The organism is Chromobacterium sp. Panama, assembly GCF_003052555.1.
In the GTDB taxonomy this organism is placed as follows: Bacteria; Pseudomonadota; Gammaproteobacteria; order Burkholderiales; family Chromobacteriaceae; genus Chromobacterium.
The window spans coordinates 2,086,456-2,107,415 of the sequence record NZ_QARX01000001.1 but is presented as its reverse complement, the minus strand read 5'-3'; the positions used below and the strand labels follow the sequence as shown (position 1 = coordinate 2,107,415).

The 20,960-nt window shown below is 54.5% G+C and carries 17 protein-coding genes and 1 tRNA gene; 2 read left to right on the top strand and 16 right to left on the bottom strand.

Translation table 11 applies throughout. The annotated features are described in order from the left end of the window. Positions 1-85: 85 nt before the first annotated feature. The 7 genes from DB032_RS23655 to DB032_RS09475 form a co-directional block, all read right to left on the bottom strand. The gene (locus tag DB032_RS23655; RefSeq protein ID WP_146176630.1) at positions 86-1,165 is read right to left on the bottom strand and encodes a hypothetical protein; all 1,080 of its coding nucleotides are present in this window, start codon (positions 1,163-1,165) and stop codon (positions 86-88) included. Beyond that, the gene (locus tag DB032_RS09490) at positions 1,158-2,522 is read right to left on the bottom strand and encodes an ATP-binding protein (protein ID WP_107799260.1); all 1,365 of its coding nucleotides are present in this window, start codon (positions 2,520-2,522) and stop codon (positions 1,158-1,160) included. Before DB032_RS09490 ends, DB032_RS23655 begins: the two co-directional genes overlap by 8 nt. A 330-nt stretch (positions 2,523-2,852) precedes the next feature. After that, a complete protein-coding gene (locus tag DB032_RS09485; protein ID WP_107799259.1) occupies positions 2,853-3,767 on the bottom strand; it encodes a HEPN domain-containing protein in 915 nt (304 codons plus the stop codon). Positions 3,768-4,330: 563 nt separating this feature from the next. Beyond that, positions 4,331-5,089 carry a hypothetical protein gene (locus DB032_RS23650; protein ID WP_146176629.1) on the bottom strand — a complete coding sequence of 253 codons (759 nt, stop codon included), beginning with the start codon at positions 5,087-5,089 and terminating at the stop codon, positions 4,331-4,333. 206 nt (positions 5,090-5,295) lie between these two features. Then, positions 5,296-6,171 (bottom strand): hypothetical protein, encoded by an 876-nt coding sequence (locus tag DB032_RS09480; RefSeq protein WP_107799258.1) that lies wholly within the window; start codon positions 6,169-6,171, stop codon positions 5,296-5,298. Positions 6,172-6,486: 315 nt separating this feature from the next. Then, positions 6,487-7,170 carry a hypothetical protein gene (locus DB032_RS23645; protein WP_146176628.1) on the bottom strand — a complete coding sequence of 228 codons (684 nt, stop codon included), beginning with the start codon at positions 7,168-7,170 and terminating at the stop codon, positions 6,487-6,489. Then, positions 7,167-7,718: a papain-like cysteine protease family protein gene (locus tag DB032_RS09475; protein WP_107799257.1), complete on the bottom strand. Its 552-nt coding sequence runs from the start codon at positions 7,716-7,718 to the stop codon at positions 7,167-7,169. Before DB032_RS09475 ends, DB032_RS23645 begins: the two co-directional genes overlap by 4 nt. A 292-nt stretch (positions 7,719-8,010) precedes the next feature. Here DB032_RS09475 and DB032_RS09470 point away from each other — a divergent pair, with 292 nt between their 5' ends. Continuing rightward, positions 8,011-9,444, top strand: a complete 1,434-nt coding sequence (locus DB032_RS09470; RefSeq protein WP_107799256.1) for an IS1182 family transposase — start codon at positions 8,011-8,013, stop codon at positions 9,442-9,444. 383 nt (positions 9,445-9,827) lie between these two features. Here the strand turns inward: DB032_RS09470 and DB032_RS23640 are convergent, their stop codons facing one another. Beyond that, positions 9,828-10,802 (bottom strand): hypothetical protein, encoded by a 975-nt coding sequence (locus DB032_RS23640; protein WP_146176627.1) that lies wholly within the window; start codon positions 10,800-10,802, stop codon positions 9,828-9,830. A gap of 996 nt (positions 10,803-11,798) precedes the next feature. Further along, positions 11,799-12,014, bottom strand: coding sequence for a hypothetical protein (locus DB032_RS24395; protein ID WP_199225861.1), 216 nt, complete (start codon positions 12,012-12,014; stop codon positions 11,799-11,801). 575 nt (positions 12,015-12,589) lie between these two features. Between DB032_RS24395 and DB032_RS09450 the strand changes: the two genes are divergently transcribed. After that, positions 12,590-13,144, top strand: a complete 555-nt coding sequence (locus tag DB032_RS09450) for a hypothetical protein (RefSeq protein ID WP_107799253.1) — start codon at positions 12,590-12,592, stop codon at positions 13,142-13,144. A 305-nt stretch (positions 13,145-13,449) separates the two neighbouring features. Here DB032_RS09450 and DB032_RS09445 read toward each other — a convergent pair. From DB032_RS09445 to DB032_RS09415, 7 genes are all read right to left on the bottom strand, one after another. Continuing rightward, positions 13,450-13,539, bottom strand: a tRNA-Ser gene (locus DB032_RS09445). Positions 13,540-13,814: 275 nt separating this feature from the next. After that, complete coding sequence (recN, locus tag DB032_RS09440) at positions 13,815-15,485, bottom strand: DNA repair protein RecN (RefSeq protein WP_107799252.1); 1,671 nt, start codon at positions 15,483-15,485, stop codon at positions 13,815-13,817. 19 nt (positions 15,486-15,504) lie between these two features. After that, positions 15,505-16,380, bottom strand: a complete 876-nt coding sequence (locus tag DB032_RS09435) for an NAD kinase (protein WP_107799251.1) — start codon at positions 16,378-16,380, stop codon at positions 15,505-15,507. A 9-nt stretch (positions 16,381-16,389) separates the two neighbouring features. Next, positions 16,390-17,058, bottom strand: a complete 669-nt coding sequence (locus tag DB032_RS09430; RefSeq protein ID WP_019103053.1) for a response regulator transcription factor — start codon at positions 17,056-17,058, stop codon at positions 16,390-16,392. 21 nt (positions 17,059-17,079) lie between these two features. Further along, the gene (locus DB032_RS09425) at positions 17,080-19,356 is read right to left on the bottom strand and encodes an ATP-binding protein (RefSeq protein WP_107799250.1); all 2,277 of its coding nucleotides are present in this window, start codon (positions 19,354-19,356) and stop codon (positions 17,080-17,082) included. A gap of 127 nt (positions 19,357-19,483) precedes the next feature. Continuing rightward, positions 19,484-20,008 (bottom strand): peptide-methionine (S)-S-oxide reductase MsrA, encoded by a 525-nt coding sequence (msrA, locus tag DB032_RS09420; RefSeq protein ID WP_107799249.1) that lies wholly within the window; start codon positions 20,006-20,008, stop codon positions 19,484-19,486. After that, entirely contained in the window at positions 20,005-20,958 is a 954-nt protein-coding gene (locus DB032_RS09415; protein ID WP_107799248.1) for a histone deacetylase, read from the bottom strand. Before DB032_RS09415 ends, msrA begins: the two co-directional genes overlap by 4 nt. Between the last annotated feature and the right edge of the window lie 2 nt (positions 20,959-20,960).

Genomic DNA, 20,960 nt, shown 5'->3' with positions numbered 1-20,960 from the left:
ACTCCACACCGCGCGTCGCCGCCTACATTTGATGTTAGACCGTCACCAAGAACCAGGGGCCTTGCAGGCCTCTGGTTTATGCACATCAGTTTTCTGTGAGCTTACCTGTGGCGGTTTTGCATATATCTGCTAGAGTTTCTGCAAAATCTATTAGTTGCTCTTGAATACGCTTGCCTCGCCTTTCTTCTTCTGCAAAAGGCTTGCCAAGCATTAGGCTAACCATTTCCTTGATCCGTTCTTCCCGTTGCGGATCGCCACCTTTAAAACCTGAATGAATATGGAAGACGTGACGTTGCGATAAGGCATCTGCCAAGTCCCGATCAAGAGTTTGACCTGATAGAACATAGCCGGGTGCTTCACTGAATTGACGGCTGATGTCACAGATCTGTAGCATGTCAATATCGCCAAGACCTTTAAGTAAGCCATTACGGCTGAACGTATTCAGATCTGCTAGCGTGGTTGCGAGACGACCACTCCCAATTGGTTTAATCTCAGCATCGCGACATTGAGCTATAATATGTCGTTCGATTCTGGCTGATAGTACGAAGTGGACGTACCAATCATCAAAATAACGTAAAGGCAACTGCTCAGGAAGCGCTCTCCATGCAACGCTCATCGGAATTTTTACGCCTAGCGGCGCACTTAAATCTACTTCCCAGTTTGATTTATCGATATCTTTTACAAGTTGAGTTAAGTATTGTTCATCTTCAGCAATATTTTTTAATTTATTAAATAAATCTTTGGATGTTTCGAATCCTAGCATGGCCACCCGCAAACACGTTCCGTGCAACAAGTGCTGTAAATCAATCAGTGTGTCATTAACTTCTCTTTCAGATTTTGGAATTCGGCGGCCAAGATGCTCATAAACGGCCATTGGCGAAATAGCTAGATGGCTTTCCCTATCGCTCCAGTTCTGTACAAAACGGCAAAATACTGTATAAGCTAGGGCATGTGTAGCCCTCTTTGCATTGGATGCCCGATGCTTGAATGCCTGAATTAGGCTATTATCAAGAACAAGATAAATGGTGCCATCCATTTCGTATGTCGCAGCGTAACGCCTGGCAAACCACAGTGTAAAATTAAAAAATGTGTCGATTTCTTTTAAGTCAGATTTCTGTAAAATTGGGGTAAGTTCTTTAGCTAATTCCCTGTGGCGACTAGTCATTCTCATCATTAATCCGTCTGTTAACATTGACGCCATATGGAATGGTGGGGCCGTATGTTCCGCTCCGTGCGTTTACTGTTGCTCGCATTGTTTGCTTAGGTATTTTATAAGAGCCATTCAATTCAATACCATTGGCAGCAGCTTGCAAACGAATAAAGCCTCTGAGCATGTTTTCTCTGAATCCATACCATCCTTTTCTTCCAATTAAAGGAATGAGTATGGCACCAAATTTTTCATTTTTTAGGTTCCTAATGCACTGACTATATGTGGTGGCGTTTATGGAACTAGACTTTCTTCGCTTCAAAATTATGGCTTCGTATGACTTTCTCATTTCAGAAAGTGGTCGTAATAAATCATCAGTGTCTGCCGTTGACCAAACCACATCCTCATACTCTTCTGATCGATGAATCACGGCAATTTCATATGGTTTTCGAAGCTCAGCGGTTACACTTCTGACGGCTGAATTCAGTCCTCTGCCATAGTGGTCGAGACTGACCTGATCTACAAGCTCAGCATCCGAAAATACTTCCCAGAGTATCTTCTCAGCAATTAGGTGAATGTAATATGGGTAGCCGGCACATATCATAGCAATTCGCCAGTTTATGTCGTCAGGCATGGTGATATTGAAGTGACTCATTGCATTCTTCACTAATTCATATCTTGCATCCCAAGATAAATTTGCCAATTCAATTGTTTCAAGCTGCCTGTACGCGGATTGATGAGCTCCAAGAAGCTCGTCAATTGATTTGGCAATTCCAGTAAATATAAATCTAATATTTATATCTTGGTCGCCAAGTTGCTTTAGTAAGAACGCAAATTTATTTCTATCGTCTAGATCAGGAATGGCATCAAATTCATCAATAACAATTACGGTTTTTTGGGGCAGGACTTTCGATATTTGATCGAGCAGATCCGCAGCATCTCCCACCCCTTGAATTTGACTGGCAATATCTTTAGAGTTTGTTTCTATGCCGGAGTTAAATTTTACGCCCTTCCATTCAAAGCCAAAATTGGATGTTTTCTTTGTGTTTACAAACCGACTAATTGACATTGCTTTGTTTGCAATGTTGGCAATAATAGATTTAAAGGTTTCATCGCAAGAGCCGCCTACAAATATTGGGGAGGTCTCGCTATTGTGATATTGATAGGCTGCGGTTGCAGCTAAAGAGCTTTTCCCAATTCCCCGGTCTCCATAAATGAAGACATGCCTTCCAGGTTGATATAAAGATCTCTCAATTGTTTCGAGCTCTATTTCGCGTCCATAGAGTTTTTCAATGCTAGATATTGGACGGGCGGGAGATAGTACCCTGGCCAGTTCCTCACCAAATTCCGACTTACTATATCCTTGGATTGCCATTTTTCCTGCCCATGGTGACATGCTGTAGGCATTTTATCATGTCATGCGCCACTCAAACAGTTGACCTATCATCTGACGCCAACTCTTTTTAGATACTGGCTCTCGCAACTAAAATTTGGTGTCGAGCTTTCCTGACACCAAGCAAGTAATGTCACAGACTGCGACTGAGCGTACCACCGCATAGGCAGGGAGCCTGGGCGGCCGTTTGGCTTGCTGCGCAATCAAGTTAGGCATGCGTGCTGTCTTCGCCTTCAATGAGGCGGGTATAGACCTCCGTTGGGAACGTTGTCGTCGCCCTTGCCGTTGGGGGTGACATTGTATGACGGTGACCTATAAGGACGTATTGGATGTTGCGGACCCATGAAACTTCAAGATGAGGTCCAGCGCAAGACTGAAGCCTTCTTCAGCATATTTCTCAATTTCAGCATGCCCATGAAGGTCGATGCTCAGGCGTGAAGAATTGCCATGCACGAGTTCAGATCTTACATCATAGAGCTTATAAAACTCTTTAGCTCTGGCCCCGCCGAGGATCTGCCTAACCAAGCGCTTTCCTGCCTTCGATATGGTCTCTATCTTCGCCCCTTCCAACACATTGGTGAGCCGATCTTTTATCTCAGGTGTGGCTTTAATTTCAGAGACTTTCTCCTTCAAATCATCAAGCGCATCCATAACTTCCTTTTCCACACGTCCTCTATCACTAAGGATTTCAACTGCGGTCATCGCAAGAATCAGTTTAGATTTCGCATGCGGATCAGCCAAAGCTAGTCCCAATACATTCAAAGCCTCTAGAGTGCGAGCAGTTCCGAAATTGAATTCATCTTCGGGAAGAGCGATATCACTGAGTATTTCAAGGTTGAATGGGGCTCCAGCGGGTGTTGCGCCAGGCCAGTGCTGAAATCGTTTTGTTTCATAAACTTGTGGCTTATAGCTGACCGCAACAATATTACGTTCCTCAAAGAGACTGCCAATGGCTTCCGTAGCAAACCTTTGACTGGTATTGAATAACAGCCAGTCCTGGTGGGGGACCCTGAGTTTAAGCAACGTAATTTTAGCCTTCATAAGCATAGCGGCCAGTTGCTTCAGCGCATCTTCCTTGCAGGAGTATCCATCTGATGAAATCAAGAGGATGTCATCCTCCTTTCTCTCGACCTTAATATCTCCGCCATCACTCTGGAACGATGCTATAGAAGGCTTCTTATCAATGTTGCGATCAGTTAGTTTTACCGCAAATGAGTAGGAAAACACTCTCGATTCCTCAGCGTTAATGTAGGCTCAACTTGATTAAACCCGGTGTTTCATAAATAAAATTGAGGCAAAAATAAAAACTACAGAACAATAGCACAGCATTAGCAGAGGCATGCTTGACTAGATTGGGGATTTGAAGATTGCCAAGCCCCGCAGAACCTACCGGTATATTGCACCAGCAGGCCTGATAGTTCTTGTGACCACAAACTAACCGGACATTAGGGCCATGTCCGCAACATGGCGTAAAGCAGCCTTTACGCTTCATGAAGCATGACTGACCGCTTTGGCCGACCAACTGACGATGCTGCACCCTGGCTGACAGCAGTTCGGCCTAAGGGGCCTTCCACGCTATCGGCCCTGAGTGGCCGTTCAGTGTTACATTCCGGCCATTTCCGTTACACCGGAGCCGAAAGGCTGCTTTCATACTTTGGGAACGATCACTTTCTACCCAAAATGGTAGTTCGTTACTTTAAAAAGCTGATGTTCAACGTTCGAATTTACCGGCCTGCGCAGCTTTTCGCGCAGGTCCACTTGAATGATAGGTTAGCACCCTCGGGGGCACCTTAGATCTTCGAACACCAATAGTCATAGGTTCTTTTCGCAACGTCAGGGTCCGACAGTCGGGGCTTTGATTTCAGTGAGAGTACCTTGATGGCCAACTTTTCTAGTTCTTCAGCTGCCTTTGGGTGCCAGCCGTTCTTGACCGCCCACGACCGAAGATTCTCAGGTTTTTCCACGTGACCATTTGCGCGAAGGATTCGTAAAGTTCTGTTGGAATGTTCCTTATCGCGAGGATTCAGCAGGCTGTGCGACAAATTAATGCCATGGGTCAGTGACACGAGAGCTTGTTCAACCACAGGGTCGCCAATTAATTTCTGTGCGGACTGCTTTGGTGCTCCATGAACGGTGGGAGACCACGTTTTTTGCCATCTCTCTAGAGCTTCAGGAATGTACGGAACCGCAACAATTCCGAATAGATTTTTCGTCGAATCTACTTGATCAAGCATCTTCTGGTCGGAATAGATAGATATAAGCACGCTGGGTTTAGTAACCCATCTCAGTGTTCGAATGGTCTCCAAACGCATAGGCATCCCGGATGGCAGGGCGACGATGCCTCCATCGTGGAGTTTCTTCGCATTCCTTTCTCCCAAAGCCGACGTAAGAGTGGTGAATATGACGCTGTCTTTCCCCGGGACAAACAGGATTGCCTCTTGAACCGTTCCTTGGCTTAACTTGCAAATTTCGTCCGCGTAACCAAAGGCTAGAGAAATGGCCTCTTCACTTTGGTCATCGCCCGGAACCAGTACTCTGATGGTGCTCATGTTTCTGTTCTCCCTATGCAATGCAAGGAACTACGGTTGTTTTTCGAGTGCTTACGTCTGACATAACTGGCGCTGCGCGGCTTCATCGCGCAGCGTTCGTGTTGATGATGGATGGGTTAAGGAAGGGCTACTTTCAGGAGAATTCTGGCCAAGTCACCATCCAAGAGAGAGTCGCTTAAAACACGAGGCTCCGATGTGGCGGGGGGCTAGAAAGTTCTCCCAGGGCGAGTGCTTACGGCCCTATCGATGCTCTCCACAAAGTCTCTGATCAGATCGGCTGTGTCCTGAACGAACTTTTTCGTGAAGACCTGGAGTTCGTTTCCATCCTTGTCGAATCCGTTTCGATGAACGCAGTCATGGCGCAACGTCACCGCCTTGAATAGGCTTGCTTTGTCCTTGGTCTCATTCAATATCCGGATGCCAAGAGCGATGTTGTAGAGCACGTCTACTTTAGCAAGGTTGTGGTACAGGATCGAACGCAGGTGCTCTCGGACCTTGCGCTCGACCAGGGTAGGCTCCTTGGATATTTCGACAAGCGTGAATTTCTCCTTCACCAGTTCCTCATCTTGCTCAATCAGACGCTGCATGGCAGCTATATCGTCCATCACCTCATTTATCAGCGTGTCGCCGAGGTATGCTTCCAACGCTGTAACCTGATGAGAGAACACCATTCGATTTAGGAGAAACCCGCCATGGTCCTTGCCATGATCAGCGAGCAGGTCACCGGTATGGCGATACGAGTCCATGAAGATCGTGAATGGGTCATCAGGAACCGAGTAGTCGAGCCATTCGTCGGGCTCAGGCTCTTCGTGCTCCAGACCAAAACTGAAATCATCGACAACCTCATGACCTCCTACATCCGTGTTCTGGCAGTTCTCGATGCCTTCCGGATACTCCCAGAGACCCCATGTCAATATTCCCAACTCGGGGTGATCGACAAAAGCTTCATAGTGAGTCTCCGGCCCCATCTCGCGCTCGTCGCCATCGACCACCTCCCAATCCAGTTCTCCGCTCTCAATTTCGTGGATTTGTCCGGTCTCGCGATGTCGGATGCGAGCTTTGCCTCGGCAATAGATTCCCATATTTTCTGTCCATTCGACCAAACGAGCACTTTAGCACCTGGTCCGAATGACTGCTCGCAGCTCTTGAGCTGACACTCCTGCCAGATGGGGTGAACGGCTGCTACGGCCGACGTCCTGCCGGAATGCTCGCATGACTGGCGGGAGGTCGGCCAAAGCGGTCGTTGGCAAGTCGCGGCGAATCAAGCCGCAATGCGCCACTTACGGTCGGTGGGTGTAAATTAACCCCGAAATCAGACTCCTGGCCTGGCGAACTCACAGTCCCGACTCAAAGCGGTAGTTCAGGCATAATTGAACTAGTTGTACTACGATTCAGATTTAATCAGCATCATTTAGTGAGGCAATCCTCATCGGATATGCTGATGACAGCACAAACTGCTCGAGTGACATTTTCGAGTCACGAAAATCGTCGCCTTGTCGATTCGAACGCCCAAGCGACAATTCCGGAAGGGGAAAAACAAGGTGCTCTCGCGGATGCCAAGAAGCACGGTGATTTGTAGTAATGAGAAGCCCGCATTGACTGGTTTCTGGAATAACTATGATTCGAGGATAGGCACCTTGGTTATCTAAATTACCCAGAAAAAGCCCGATACGAGTGAGCAATTCCATCGATACGACAAATGTTGACGACAGCCTAGGCATCTTTGCGTCACCATATTCAATGTGGCTAATAACCGTGGAGTCTCCCGTTAGATGTGGGCCTTGTAAAGCACAGAATTGGATCGCAACAAACTCCGAATTGGATCGATAAAACCAGTAGTTCTCACCGTTTACATTACGAACGAACGTAGCCCCTGGACGGGTATCTACTGGTTTTCTGCTCATGTACCAAACCGGAAAGCCACCTAAAACGCGTCCCGCAATCTTATGGTTATGGCTAGGATATTCATCCATTTGATGGGCATACAAGTAAAAAGCATAGGCGCTTGCTAAGTTCTTATTAAACCACTCGCTAGGTATGTCTTGCAGCCCTCGTGAAACAGGAAAGTTAGAGATATTCATCTTCCAATCACCCAGCTTCTCTGCCACCCACCCCAGTCCCCAATCTTCAAACTGGAGATTAGTACCGGTTTATCTTTCAATGGATCAGAAATTACAAGCATATCGTCCATCTCGTCATTTTTTTCAGCTCCAATGATCAGCACTACATGTGCTGATCGTGCGTTGTAATGCTGAAAATAAGCTTGGACGGGCTTACCCTCTTTCAGCCAGTCACGTATTCCAGCGAAGCTTAGTACCCCTTTAATTTCAACTGTATTGCTGTAATTGAAGTGTTTCCAATCCGTCTTTATATAGTCGGGAAGTCGAGGTGCATCACAGCTCTTTCCTTTACAACGTTGGTCGCAGTCTCCACATTGAGGAGATTGGCGTTGAACATAATCGCAGAATTTTACCCCATCATTGTTCCACGCTCCCACCATCGCCATGCAAGTGGCCCAGCAAACAGAATCTCCAGGCTGTTGAATGTGTGGTATAGGAAGAGTCTTGCTGTGTAAGCTCTTCAATATAGCCAACGCAGCAGTCATATCGACTTCGTGCATCGTGGGCATCAAAAACTCCTGTGCTGTGTTATACCGTTCTCACCATGAATATATCATAATTATGATCCGCTCATTTTTGCAACAGACTTCTTTTGTCGGGCATTGCTGCGGGAGTGCGAAGGTATGGAGGTATGGTTACGTAGCTCGCGCAGCCTGTTGCCTATGGCTTGGTGAGCACGTCTGTTCCTTAGCTGTTAGCAGCCACTTTAGCACAAGAGCATTACCGTCTGCTTTGGCCGGTGGCTGTGTGAAAACGTCCCCGTGTCTATGACGTTCCTAATGGCATGCCGAGGGATGTGCAATGACACGGTTTGTTCAAGGAGAGGACAGGTCGCAAGCCGCACTTTTACCAGCGCTGCTTGATGACTATGTCTGTGAAGACAACCCGGCGCGCATTGTGGATGCCTTTGTCGAGCAACTTGATCTGCGCGGGCTTGGCTTTGCCGGCGTCGATCCCAAAGCCACCGGGCGGCCGTCTTACCACCCAGCCATCTTGCTCAAGCTGTACATCTACGGTTATCTCAACCGGATTCCATCCAGTCGCCGTCTAGAACGAGAAGCACAGCGCAACATCGAACTGATGTGGCTGCTGGGGCGGCTTGCCCCCGACTTCAAAATGATTGCCGACTTCCGACGAGACAATGGCACCGGTATCCGCAATGTCTGCCGGCAATTCGTTGTCCTGTACCGGGAGCTGAATCTGTTCGTGCACGCTGCCGTCGCCATTGATGGCAGCAAGTTCAAAGCGGTGAATGCCCATGACCGCAACTTCACGCGTGGCAAACTGGAGAAGCGGATGCAGGAAATCGATCACTGCATTGAACGTTATCTCACCGCACTGGAAACCGCAGATCGGCAGCCAGCAGAGATAGAGGAAGCGCGGACCTCGCGAATTCAGCAGAAGATGGCCACCCTGAAAAAGAGCATGGAAAAACTGCAGCAGATCCAGGCTCAGTTAGAACAAGAGCCATCTGCGCAGATCTCCTTGACCGATCCTGACGCCCGCGCCATGGCGACCAGTACGAGCCGTGGGCTGGTGGGATATAACGTGCAGACCGCTGTCGATACCCGGTACCATCTCATCGTTACCCATGAAGTGACCAATAGTGGCAGTGATCGCAGCCAGTTGGCCAAGATGGCCATACAAGCGCAGTCGGCCCTGGATGCCACGGACCTGCAAGTCATTGCAGATCGTGGGTACTTTAAAGGCGAAGAAATTCAAAAGTGTGAAGAGGCCGGCATTACTGCGCTGGTCTCAAAACCGATGACCTCTGGCGCGAAGGCCGATGGGCGCTTCGACAAAGAGGACTTCGTGTTTGATTTGGTAGCTGGTGAGTACGTCTGCCCGGCAGGTAGCCGCTTGAAATGGCGATTTGCCCGGATTGAGTCTGGCCTGCTCATCAATCGTTACTGGAGCTCAGACTGCCCACGTTGCCTGATCAAAGAAAAGTGCACGCCAAGTGATTATCGACGCGTCAGCCGTTGGGAGCACGAAGCCACATTGGAAGCGATGCAAAGGCGACTGGATATCCAGCCTGGTGCGATGAAACGACGGCGGCAGACGGTGGAGCATCCCTTCGGGACATTGAAAGACTGGATGGGAGCGACGCACTTTCTGACACGCACCCTGGAACATGTCAGCACCGAGATGAGCTTGCACGTGCTCGCGTTCAACTTGAAGCGCGTCATGAAGATCATCGGAATTGCAGGGTTAATGGCGGCAGTAACGGCCTGAAGGGGCCTTTTACCCATCTACATAGTCTCGTTTGCACCGGAACCGAACTGGATAACCCGGCAAGAGGCTGTGCCAATCCTATTGGCATCAATCAATGGCTGCATTTCCACACAGCCTCGCCAAACTGCCGCCGGCCAGGCTGACACATCGTCAGTGGTCGGCCAAAGCAGCTATTCACATGCTTAATGAAAAATGATTGCATTAATTTTGAAGCAGCCATAAAAGTGGTAGGTAAATGAGGGTCTATTAAAACACAGTTATCAAGCTGATTAATAATATCTGTTCATATCAAAATTACAGCCCCCTACCTGCCCAAAAGGGGTAGACACAAACAGGTCTAAAACAAATTTAAAAATCAAGTTTTATATACTGGAAAGTAATAACTATTGATTCCCTATTTTTATTGCCATAGCCATTTCAGCATCTGGAATCGACATGAAATAATCTTCATACCCAGAAAAAGCCGAATCCCCCGGAATGGTGCCGTCATTTAAATAAATTGGTGGCTTTTTTAGCATTAGCAAAAATGGATTAAGGCTTTTTTGTCCCATAAGGCTCTGCGCATTACTCTGTAGTGCATTGGCAATGCTTTCAAAATATCCACCAAATTCAGCTGCCATAGTTTTAAGTTTGTTGCAATATCCTGCGTATGCCAAATCAAAATAATTATCACGTACCGACCACCAAAAAGGAAGCAATGAAAATATTTCATTAACGTCGTCATAGTTATTAATTTTGTGCAACTTTGTCACAATGAAATAGTAGAGAAACTCGCGCGGCCATTCACGATTTAGCCTGATGACATCGCTGTATCGCGCATCTTTTTGTAGCTCGAAAACACATTTCTCTACAGATTTATACAAGAAATCGTCAGGCATCATCAGGATAAAGGTCGATATTGCAGAGGCCAGTCTATAGGTAGTAAGTATATCAGGCTCTCCTTTCTGCAAGGCTACAAAATGCGCCAATGAATGATACTCTGGCAATCTCGAGTCATATACGAACCTAGAAAATTCTTCAGCTAGGAATTTTTTTTCGACTACCCAAGTTTCATCGTTTCTACTCAGAGCGGTTCCTTCATATAGCTCTTGCCACACTGCATTAACCTCTAGCATGCTGCCTAAGTAAAGAGGGGATTTGCAAAAGTGACGGCTATTTTCTTTTTTGAAAAAACAAAGGGAGAGATGTTCAATTTTTTCAAAAAATACAGGAACGCTTCTGGTGGCATTTATACCCCATGGTAGTTCTGGGATATTTGATATCTTATCCTTAAATACTTCTAGACTAATGTTTTTCTTAACTTCCCAGATAGCTTTTTTGTCATCACGACTTTTTGCCAGTCTGAATATGTAGTTCAAGACAGACAACTCCGCAGGAGTGCAGTGCATGTCAACCCAGTGTCGAAATTCATGTACAACAGGTCTAATAAAGTCCCTAACGACACTGTTTACATCTTTTTTGCACTTCCATTTTTCCAGTAAAATTACAAGTGACGATTGGTTAATGTTAAGTTGAACTATCTGATTTAAATGCCCATAGTAAGCCACAGAGGATTTAAGGCATGTAAAGTCAGGATTGGAAGGTGAAATATTAGAGGGGATGGGTTCAGACTTAAAAAAAGGCATAGGATAATTCAATTGCTAATTGACCAAGTACGTATTGATTAAAAGCCAGGAGGCTACTTTTTAGGTCACTAAAAAATAGAGTATACGGGAGGTTACAGAGCTAACCGGTCACTCTAATGATTGCTATACAGCAAGGTCGATGGCAGTTCTAGCCGATACGGTCATTTTAGCACAAATGCATGAATGACTGCTTACGTCGAGCGCTGATCTAGATTGACCGCGCAGAAGAACGTCCCTACAGCTGTTACCTGCTGGTGCCTCTGCCAGCTCAACTAGCAGTAATGAGGAGCGGAAGCGGCCATCGTGGCCTTTGCTTGTGACTGTCTGCTTTGGCCGCCGATCTGCAGCCAGCCCATCGAGGCACGGGCCGGTCGTTGAAGCGCAGCGCGAAAATTGAGCGCCATTTTGCGCGATAAATAGTGTCCGTTCATTTTCCAGCATTCGCAACAGAATTTCACCTTCACTGACGAAGGGGCCATGTGCCCCTTCGTCGTTTCCATCAGTGGAAAGCAACCTCCGGCTGTCCCGGAAGCATGTAAAGGTGCTACGGTTTCACACGGCGTAGGCACTTGGCACCGAACAATGCTTCTCCAGCCTGCAGGAATGCCCAAGCCACCAATTCCGAACAGAACCAGGCATCGTCCTCTTGCAAGTCACGATGCAAGCCCAGCCCGAGAATCGCAGTGTAGTCATAGGGCTTGCCGAGTTGCTCGGCTGCAGCTGCAATGATCAGTGCCTGGCCGGCAGGCTCACCAGGGCATGACAGCTGGCGCGGCGGATCGCGCTGCAGACCGGCACGCGGCGCACTCCGTGGCCCATCACCGGTTCAATCACCTGGTTGCCGTCGACCAGTGCGACGTGACTCCAGGCTGACCAGGTGCTGGCGCGGATCGGCCAGGAGGCTGGCCAGTGGGTCGTGGTGAACAGCAGCTGCAGCTTATCCACACCAGGTGCGGAGTGACGCGATTCTGCGGCCAATCGACGTAGCGGTGGCAGTCGCTGCCGACAGGAACCCTTGGGGGGGCCCCAGGATCAGGCGAATGCACTGGTCGAGGTCATCGATGCCGGCGACGATGTCGTCGGTGCCCGACTCAGGCTGCCAGTCTTGATGGGGGGGGCGGTCTGCGCGGTTCATGCCGAGAGGATGCCAAGCGATACGCCGACGTGATATTAAAGGGATTTAAAGCTAGGGTGCTTTGACGAGGCGGTGTCGTGATGCCCCAATTGGAGGCTCTTTCACCTAAACAATAGGAGTTCTCATGGACAACTCGAGCATCATTCGCAGCGCAGAGAACCTACTGTCCCAACCCTACCAAGCAGGAGGGGTCAATGCTACCTATCACGATGGTCTTCTCGAGACCATTACAGCGGCTATCACCGACCAGAGCGCCTCGAGCTTAGAGAGACGGCAGTTGAACGAGATGCGCGACCGTATGCTAACGCACAAGGCCGAGGGGAAGCGCCCCGCTGTGTGGTTTGGTTCTTCGGGGCAGAACCTGTAGAGCGGAGAGGAAAAGTAGATGAGTTCTGTATGTGAAGTAGTGCTGGGAGCTGCCGTGGCCGCCCTAGATATCGTGAAAGCGAACGGAGGTACCGTTGTTGCCATCCTGGCGATGATCGCAACTGGCTGGCAAGCTTGGCTCACAAGACGCCATAACAAGCTATCGGTTAGACCCGCCTTGGCTGGCTGGGAGGAACTCGAGGAAGAAGAATTATGCTATGCCTTTTCCCTGTCAAACAACGGAATTGGCCCGGCATTCATCAAAAGCTTCCTCATTTTCGTTGATGGAAAGCAGGTGGAAGGCACGGGAAGTACTCTTGTCCAAAAGGTAAGCCAATTGCTGTTTCAAGGCATGTCCCCTCGCTTAGGGCCTTGGTCTGTTTTGGTTCCTGGCTACTACATGCGAGCGGATGAGAAGATGCCCATCGTTACTGTGACGTTCCGTACAGAACATAGCTCTGTGTTCCATGAGGTTCTGCGGTCAGCTAGGCAACGAGTGCGGATCATCATCAAGTACGAAAGTATGTATGGCGAAAGTTTTACCTATGATTCAAACGATTTCCTGAACCTCTGATTGATCATTTAACCGGTCCAACATCCCCACCTTCCGGGTTCGAATGGGTATGGCTTTCGTCGATGCACTTGCCGTTGGCCGACACCTGTCCTCTGAACTCGGTATTGCACACCGCACAGCGTGCTGTAGATTTGTGTCTGGTAATCGGTTCGTGGTGCTACGAATCTGCTCTTTAGGTACGCTTCGTCTCCGACTCTCTTGGTAAGAGCATTACCGGTGCGGATTTTTATTTGTGGGCTATTTTGTGGGTTGAAAAAGAAATAAGCCATTGAATCCTTTTAAATTCAATGGCTTATCTAATGTTTTGGCGGAAGCGGTGAGATTCGAACTCACGGTGGGCTCGCACCCACGACGGTTTTCAAGACCGTTGCATTAAACCACTCTGCCACGCTTCCCGAATCGGTAAGAGGGCGCAATTCTAGCGGGTCTTGCCGGGTTTGCCTAGGGTCTGATGACGCTTATTTTGCGGCTGCGTTCGTTCTCAGCCGAATGCTAGGCGCGAAGGCCGCCTCGCCGCAGTGCCTTCACTGCCAGAGGCGGCCGACAAAGCGAAGCGTCGGCTGAGGGCGAACCCGGAGGGTTGAGCGGGGAAAGCCCTTTGCTGCGCTGCCAGGAGGGCTGTGTGGGCTTTTCTCGGTCAGCGCAGCTGCAAAATAAGCGTTAACAGACCCTATAGGGCCGGCGCATTTGACGCCAGCATTTCCGCCGCGTGCTCGCGCGTGGTCTGGGTCAGCTCCACGCCGCCCAGCATGCGGGCGATTTCCAGTACCCGCTGCTCGCTGTTCAGCGGCTCGATGCGGCTCTTGACCCGGCCCTTGTGCTCGCTCTTGCTGACTTGCCAGTGATGGCTGCCGCAGGAGGCCACTTGGGGCAGGTGGGTGATGCACAGCACCTGGTAGCGCTGGCCCAGCTGGCGCAGCATGTGGCCGATGACTTCGGCGACGCGGCCGCCGATGCCGACGTCCACTTCGTCGAAGATCAGCGTGGGCACGCTGGCCACCTGGCTGATCACCACTTGCATGGCCAGGCTGATGCGGGACAGTTCGCCGCCGGAGGCCACTTTGGCCAGCGGGCGCAGGCTGGTGCCGGCGTTGGCGGCCACCAGGTATTCGATGGACTCCAGGCCGTGGGCGCCGGGTTCGGACAGGGCGGCCAGTTCGATGGCGAAGCGCGCGCCGCTCATCGCCAGGTGCTGCATTTCCGCGCCGATGCGGGCGGACAGCTCGCTGGCGGCCTGGCGGCGTTTGCCGGACAGGGCCTCGGCCTGCGCGCGGTAGCGCGCCAGCGCGGAGGCTTCGGCGAGCGCCAGCGCTTCGATGTCGGCGGAGGCTTCCAGCGCTTGCAGCTGTTGCTGCCAGTCGTCCAGTTTTTCCTGCAGGTCTTGCGGCTGCGCCCGGTATTTGCGCGCGGTGCTCATCAGCGCTTCCAGCCGGCCTTCCACTTCGGCCAGCTGGCCGGGGTTTTCGTCGATGTCGCTGGCGTAGTCGCGCAGGCTGTAGACCACTTCGCGCAACTCAGCGTCCACGGAATCGAGCAGCGACAGGGTGTCCGCCAGCCGCGGGTCCAGATTGGCCAGCTTGCTGAGCCGGGTTTGCACCTGGGACAGCATGGTCAGGCAGCTATTGTCCATCTCGGACAGGGTGTCCACCGCCAGCTGGGCGCTTTGCGCCAGTTCGGCGGCGTTGGCCAGCCGGGAGTGGCTCTGGTTCAGCGCGCTCCATTCGTCCGGCTGCAGCTTGAGCTCGCTCAGTTCGTTGATCTGCCAGTTCAGCCGTTCGCGCTCGACTTCGGATTCGCGCGACAGCCGTTCGGCGTCGGCGCGGGCGCGGCGGGCGGTCTGCCAGTCTTGCCAGGCCTTGTTCACGTCGCGGGCCAGCGCGACGGAGCCGGCGTAGGCGTCCAGCAGCTGGCGCTGGGCGTCCGCCTTCATCAGCGATTGGTGGGCGTGCTGGCCGTGGATGTCGACCAGGAATTCGCCCAGCTGCTTGAGCTGGCTGAGGGTGGCGGCCTGGCCGTTGACGAAGCTGCGCGAGCGGCCGGATTTGTCCAGCAGCCGGCGCAGCAGGAGCACGTCGTCGTCGCCGTTGAGGCCGTTTTCGTCCAGCCAGGCGTCGATTTCAGGGCGGCCGCGGGTGTCGAATTCGGCGGTGATCTCGGCGCGCTCCGCGCCTTCGCGCACTTGCGCGCCTTCGGCGCGGTCGCCCAGCAGCAGGCTCAGGGCGTCCAGCAGAATGGATTTGCCGGCGCCGGTTTCGCCGGTGAGCACGGTGAAGCCGGCTTGGAAGTCCAGCGAGATGCTGTCGACGATGACGAAGTCTTTAACGGTCAGCGATAGGAGCATGAGGTGTTCGCGTCAGGTGTCAGAGCAGGCGCTCGCCCCAGTGGAGCTTGTGGCGCAGCATGTCGTAGTAGTTGTAACCCACCGGGTGCAGGATGCGCAGCGGGTTGCGGTAGCGGCGGATCAGCACGCGGTCCATTTCCATCAGGTCGCAATGGGATTGGCCGTCGAAGTGCACGCGCGCGTCCAGGCCGCGGGTGAGCATGAATTCCACTTCGCAGGAGTCGTTGACCGCGATGGGGCGGTTGCTCAGCGATTGCGGGCAGATGGGCACCAGGGCGATGGCCTGCAGCGTGGGGTGCAGGATGGGGCCGCCGGAGGCCAGCGAGTAGGCGGTGGAGCCGGTGGGGGTGGAGACGATCAGGCCGTCCGAACGCTGGCTGTAGACGAACTGGTTATCGATGAAGACTTCGAACTCTATCATCGAGCCCATGGCGCCGCGGCTGAACACCACGTCGTTGAAGGCCAGTGCGTTGGCCACTTCGGCGTCTTCGCGTATCACCGCGGCCTGCAGCAGGATGCGGTCTTCCGGCACGAAGTCGCCGCGCAGGATGGCGTCCACGGAGTCCAGCATCTCGTGCAGCGGGATGTCGGTCATGAAGCCCAGCCGGCCCTGGTTGATGCCGATCAGCGGCACGCGGTAGGGGGCCAGCAGCCGGGCGATGGACAGCATGGTGCCGTCGCCGCCCAGCACGATGACGATGTCGGCCAGCTTGCCCATGTCGTTGCGGTCTATCAGCGCGTGCGGGCCGGCTTCCTGCTGGGTGGCGCTGTCCTTGTCGATCAGCACGGTGGCGCCGGAGGCGGACAGGTGGTCGGCCAGCTGGCGCAGGGATTCAACGATGGCGGGCTTGCTGTGCCGCGCCACCAGGCAGACGTGTTTGAACAGTCGTTCCATGGCGTTGTTTCAGTAAGGGGTGGGCGTATCGTTCAAAAAACTGTCGTCGTTGGGTTTCTTGCCGGTGGCTTCCAGCGCTTTCAGGTAGAAGCGCACCAGGTCCGCCAGAGAGTCTACACCGAGTTTGTTGAACAGGTTGGCCCTATGTACTTCTATGGTGCGCGGGGACAGGTCCAGCACCCGGGCGATTTCCTTGCTGGACATGCCGTCCGCCACCAGTTCCAGCACTTCGCGCTCGCGGCCGCTGATGCGGGCGAGCAGGCCCATCACTTCCTGGGTTTCCTCTTCCTTGCGGTGTTGCAGAATGCTCAGCCGTATGCCTTTGCGCAGGCTTTCTATCAGCCGCGCCTGGTCTATGGGCTTGGTCAGAAAGTCGATGGCGCCGGTCTGGAAGGCGCGGCGGCATTGTTCGATGTCGCCGTGGCCGGTGATGAAGACGATGGGCAGGGTCACGTTTTTGTCGATCAGCTGTTCTTGCAGCGCCAGGCCGGTGATTTGCGGCATGCGGATGTCCAGCACCAGGCAGGCGATGTCGTTGCCGCCGTAGTGGGCGAGAAACTCCATCGCGTTGGGAAAGGTGACGGTGCGCATGCCTTGCGCGGCGATCAGCATGGCCAGCGAGTCCAGCACGGCTGGGTCGTCGTCGACGATGTAGACGGTTGGCGTGGTGTTTTGCATTGTGTTTTTGACTCCTGCCGGTTACCCCGTTGACGGCGGCGCGTCCCGTTGCGGCAGTTCAATGATGAATTCCGCGCCGCCGGTTGATTTATTGCGCGCGCTCAGCTTGCCGCCGAACGCTTCTATGGCGGTCTGGCAGATGGCCAGGCCCAATCCCATGCCGCTGGCCTTGGTGCTGAAGAAGGGCGCGAAGATGCGGTCCAGCAATTCCGGCGCGATGCCGGCGCCGTTGTCGCCTATGCTCAGCCGGATCCAGCGGCCGTTCAGGCTGGTGGCGATGCTGAGCCGCCCCCAGGGGGCGACGGTTTCCATGGCGTCCAGCGCGTTGCGCATCAGGTTCAGCACCACTTGTTCCAGTTGTATGTTGTCAGCGTAGACCAATGGCAGGTCGTGGCAAATATTCTGCTCAATATGAATATCGTGGGTTTTCAGTTCGTATTCCAGCAGGTTGAGCGCATTGCCCACCACCTGGTTCAGGTCTATGGGGTTGAATTGCTGTGTTTTCTTGATCACGAACTCGCGCAGGCGCTGGATGATCTGGCCGGCGCGGCTGGCCTGGGTGACGGAGGAGTCCAGCGCGCGGCGCAGCATGGCCATGTCCGGTTCTTCGTCTTCCAGCAGGCTGAGCCCGGCCTGGCAGTAACTCATGATGGCGGACAGCGGCTGATTGATCTCGTGGGCGATGCCGGAGGCCATCTCGCCCATGGTGTTGATGCGGGCGACGCGGGCCAGCTCCATTTCGTGCTGGCGCAGCCGGGTTTCGCTGGCTTCCAGCGCCGCCAGCATGCGGCGGCGGATGGGGGCGGTGTCGCGGAAGGTCAGCACCGCGCCCATCAGCCGGCCGTCGCGGCCGGGCAGCGGGGACACCGAGCCTTCGATCAGCAGTTTTTCGCCGTCGCTGCGTATCAGGTAGCAGTTTTGCGCCAGCAGCACGGTTTCGCGGCGCTGGATGGCCTTGTGCACCGGGTCTTCCTCCACCTGGCGCGCAAATTCGTAGTTGAGCCTCACCACTTGGTGCAGCTTGCGTTGCGCGGCGTCGAGCGCCTTCAGGCCGAGCAGGGTTTCCGCCGCCGGGTTGAGGTAGCGGATGCTCAGGTCGATGTCGATGCTGATCACCGCGTCGCTGATGCCGCTGAGCGCCACCATCGCGTATTCGCGCTCGCGGTGCAGCCGGTCTTGCGCCTGTTCCTGCGCCTGGCGGTTTTGCGCCAGCAGCGCCAGGATGATCAGCAGCAGGTAGGCCGGCACCATGGAGAAGAGGGCGCTGAGCAAGAGCTCCAGCGGCGCGGTGCGGTCGAAGCTGAGCTGGCGGCGCACCGTCAGCTCGTAGGGCAGATAGGGGGTGTCCAGGCTTTTGCGGATTTCCAGCGCCGGCAGCAGCCATTGCGCCAGCCAGCCGGGCCGGTCCTGCTGTTGGTGGCGGTAGATCAGCGGGTCGTAGCCGCTGGGCGCGCTATCTTTGCGTTGCAGCGCCACGCTGTAGCGCGTCGCCATATTGGGGGTCAGGCTGACCAGTCTGTCCAGGGATAGCACTTGCACCACCATGCCGGCGGTCTGTTCGCTGCGCACCAGCGGCACCGGGGACGGCGCTTCGGTGTTGTAGACGGCGGAGAAGAAGGCCAGGCCCTGTTTGCCGTTGTTGAGGCGCAGCACCGGGGACACCGCCTCGCCCTGGCCCATCGCGCGGTGGACGGTGGGCGCCAGCACGCTGTCGGCCAGCAGGTCCAGGCCCATTTCGCGCCAGTCGTCCGAGGCGAGGCCGGGTTCGGCCATGCTCAGCGGCAGGTAGCGCGGCCGTTTGGCCGCCAGCCTCCAGGCTTGCTGCTGGTCCCAGGCGTTGTCCTGCTGGTGCTGGTAGTCGCGGATGCGGTAGGGCTGGCCTTGCAGCTGGCTGCGCATGCGCTCGAACTCGCGGCGGTAGGCGTGGCTGACCAGCGGCTGGTAGCCGATGAAGTAGAGCTGCGGCTGTTCGCGCGCCAGCGATTCCACCAAGAGGCGGATGCGCGCCTCGCGCAGGCTGTTTTCCTGATCGACGATGTCGACCACGCTTTGTTGCAGCATCTCGCTTTCCTGCAGCCGGGTTTGCAGGCTGGAGAGAATCAGGCCGTGCACCTGCTGGTGCTCCTGATGCTGCTGGTTGAGGTCCAGCGCCACCGATTGGCCCAGCAAGAGGGCGAAGGTGAGCAGCCACAACACGGCGCAGGCCAGGCGTCCGCGCGGGGAGGCGGTGCGCAACAGGTCCAGGTGACGGGTGAGGGCGGTGCGGAATGCAGTGATGATGCTGTGCTTGTCTGCCATGGGGAGATTGGGTTCGTCCGGCGCGCAGCCAATCTGGGCATCGCCGCTACTGAGCCGGATTATAGCGGCGATGCCCGGGGCGCGCGAACCAAGCCGGGAGCTGGGCTCGCCCCTGGCAGGGTGTGGCTTATTTCTTCAAGTAAACAGAAAAATATTGCTGAAACTTGGCCAATTTTGGCGCAACCACCATTTGACAATAGGGTTCGTGGCCATGTTGATCAAAGTATTGCTGGTGATAGTCTTCGGCCGGATAAAAGGGCGCGGCGGCCTCCAGCCGGGTGACGATGGGGGCCGGGTAATCGCCGGCCCGCTCCGCCATCATGCGCTCCGCCGCCTGGCGTTGTTCCTCGTCGTGATAGAACAGCACCGACGCGTATTGCGGGCCGACGTCGTTGCCCTGGCGGTTGAGGGTAGTGGGGTCGTGCAGGGCGAAGAAGGCGCGCAGCAGGGTGTCGTAGTCTATCTGGGCGGGATCGTAGCGGATTTGCACGGCTTCCACGTGGCCGCTGCGGCCGGCGCAGACTTCCTTGTAACTGGGGTGGGCGCCGGGGCCGCCGGTATAGCCGGATACGGCGCTGTGGACGCCGGCCAGGCGATTGTAGGCGCTTTCTATGCACCAGAAGCAGCCGCCGGCGAAGGTTGCGGTTTTCATGTCGGACTCCATTGACGGGGTGGGTGTGTATGAGTCGCGCCGGGGCGGGCGATCTGTCCCTCGGCGCCGAAGATTTGCCAGGCCAGGCGCACGGTTTCGGTCTGGATCGCCACGGTGTCTTCTATGGGCACCGCGTAGCCGCCGCCCATGACCACGGCGACGGCGGCCTTGGACTGGCGACAGGCTTCCAGCACCATGCGGTCGCGCGCGGCCAGGCCGTCCCGGCTCAGCGCCAGTTTGCCCAGGCGGTCGCCGGCGTAGGGATCGGCGCCGGCCAGGTAGAAGACCAGATCCGGATCGGCGGCGAACAGGCGCGGCAGGTGTTCGGCCAGGGCGGCGAGATAGGTCTGGTCGCCGGTTCCGTCCGGCAGTTCGATGTCCAGATCGCCGGCTTCGCGGCGGAAGGGGAAATTGCCGGCGCCGTGCATGGAGAAGGTGAAGATGCGCGCGTCGCCGCGGGTGATGGCCGCGGTGCCGTCGCCCTGATGCACGTCCAGATCCAGCACCAGCGCGCGGCGGGCCAGGCCTTCGTCCAGCATCAGCCGCGCGGCCACGGCGATATCGTTGAACACGCAAAACCCGCTGCCCATCGCGCGGCCGGCGTGGTGGGTGCCGCCGGCCAGGTTGACGCCGCAGCCGCGCGTCAGCGCCCAGCGGGCGGCGGCGATGGTGGCGCCCACCGAGCGGCGGCTGCGTTCCAGCAGCTGCGGGCTCCAGGGCAGGCCGATCTCGCGCTGCTCGGCGGCGCTGAGCGCGCCGTTGAACACCTTGTCCAGGTAGGCGTCGTCGTGGGCCAGCGCCAGCTCGTAGCGGCTGGCCGCCGGCGCGGCGTCCATCGCCTCGGCGGCGAAGCCGGCCACGGCCTGCGCCAGCAAGGCGTACTTCTGCGCCGGGAAACGGTGTCCGGGCGGCAGCGGCAGCGGGAACTGATCGGTGCGGAAAATGCGCATCG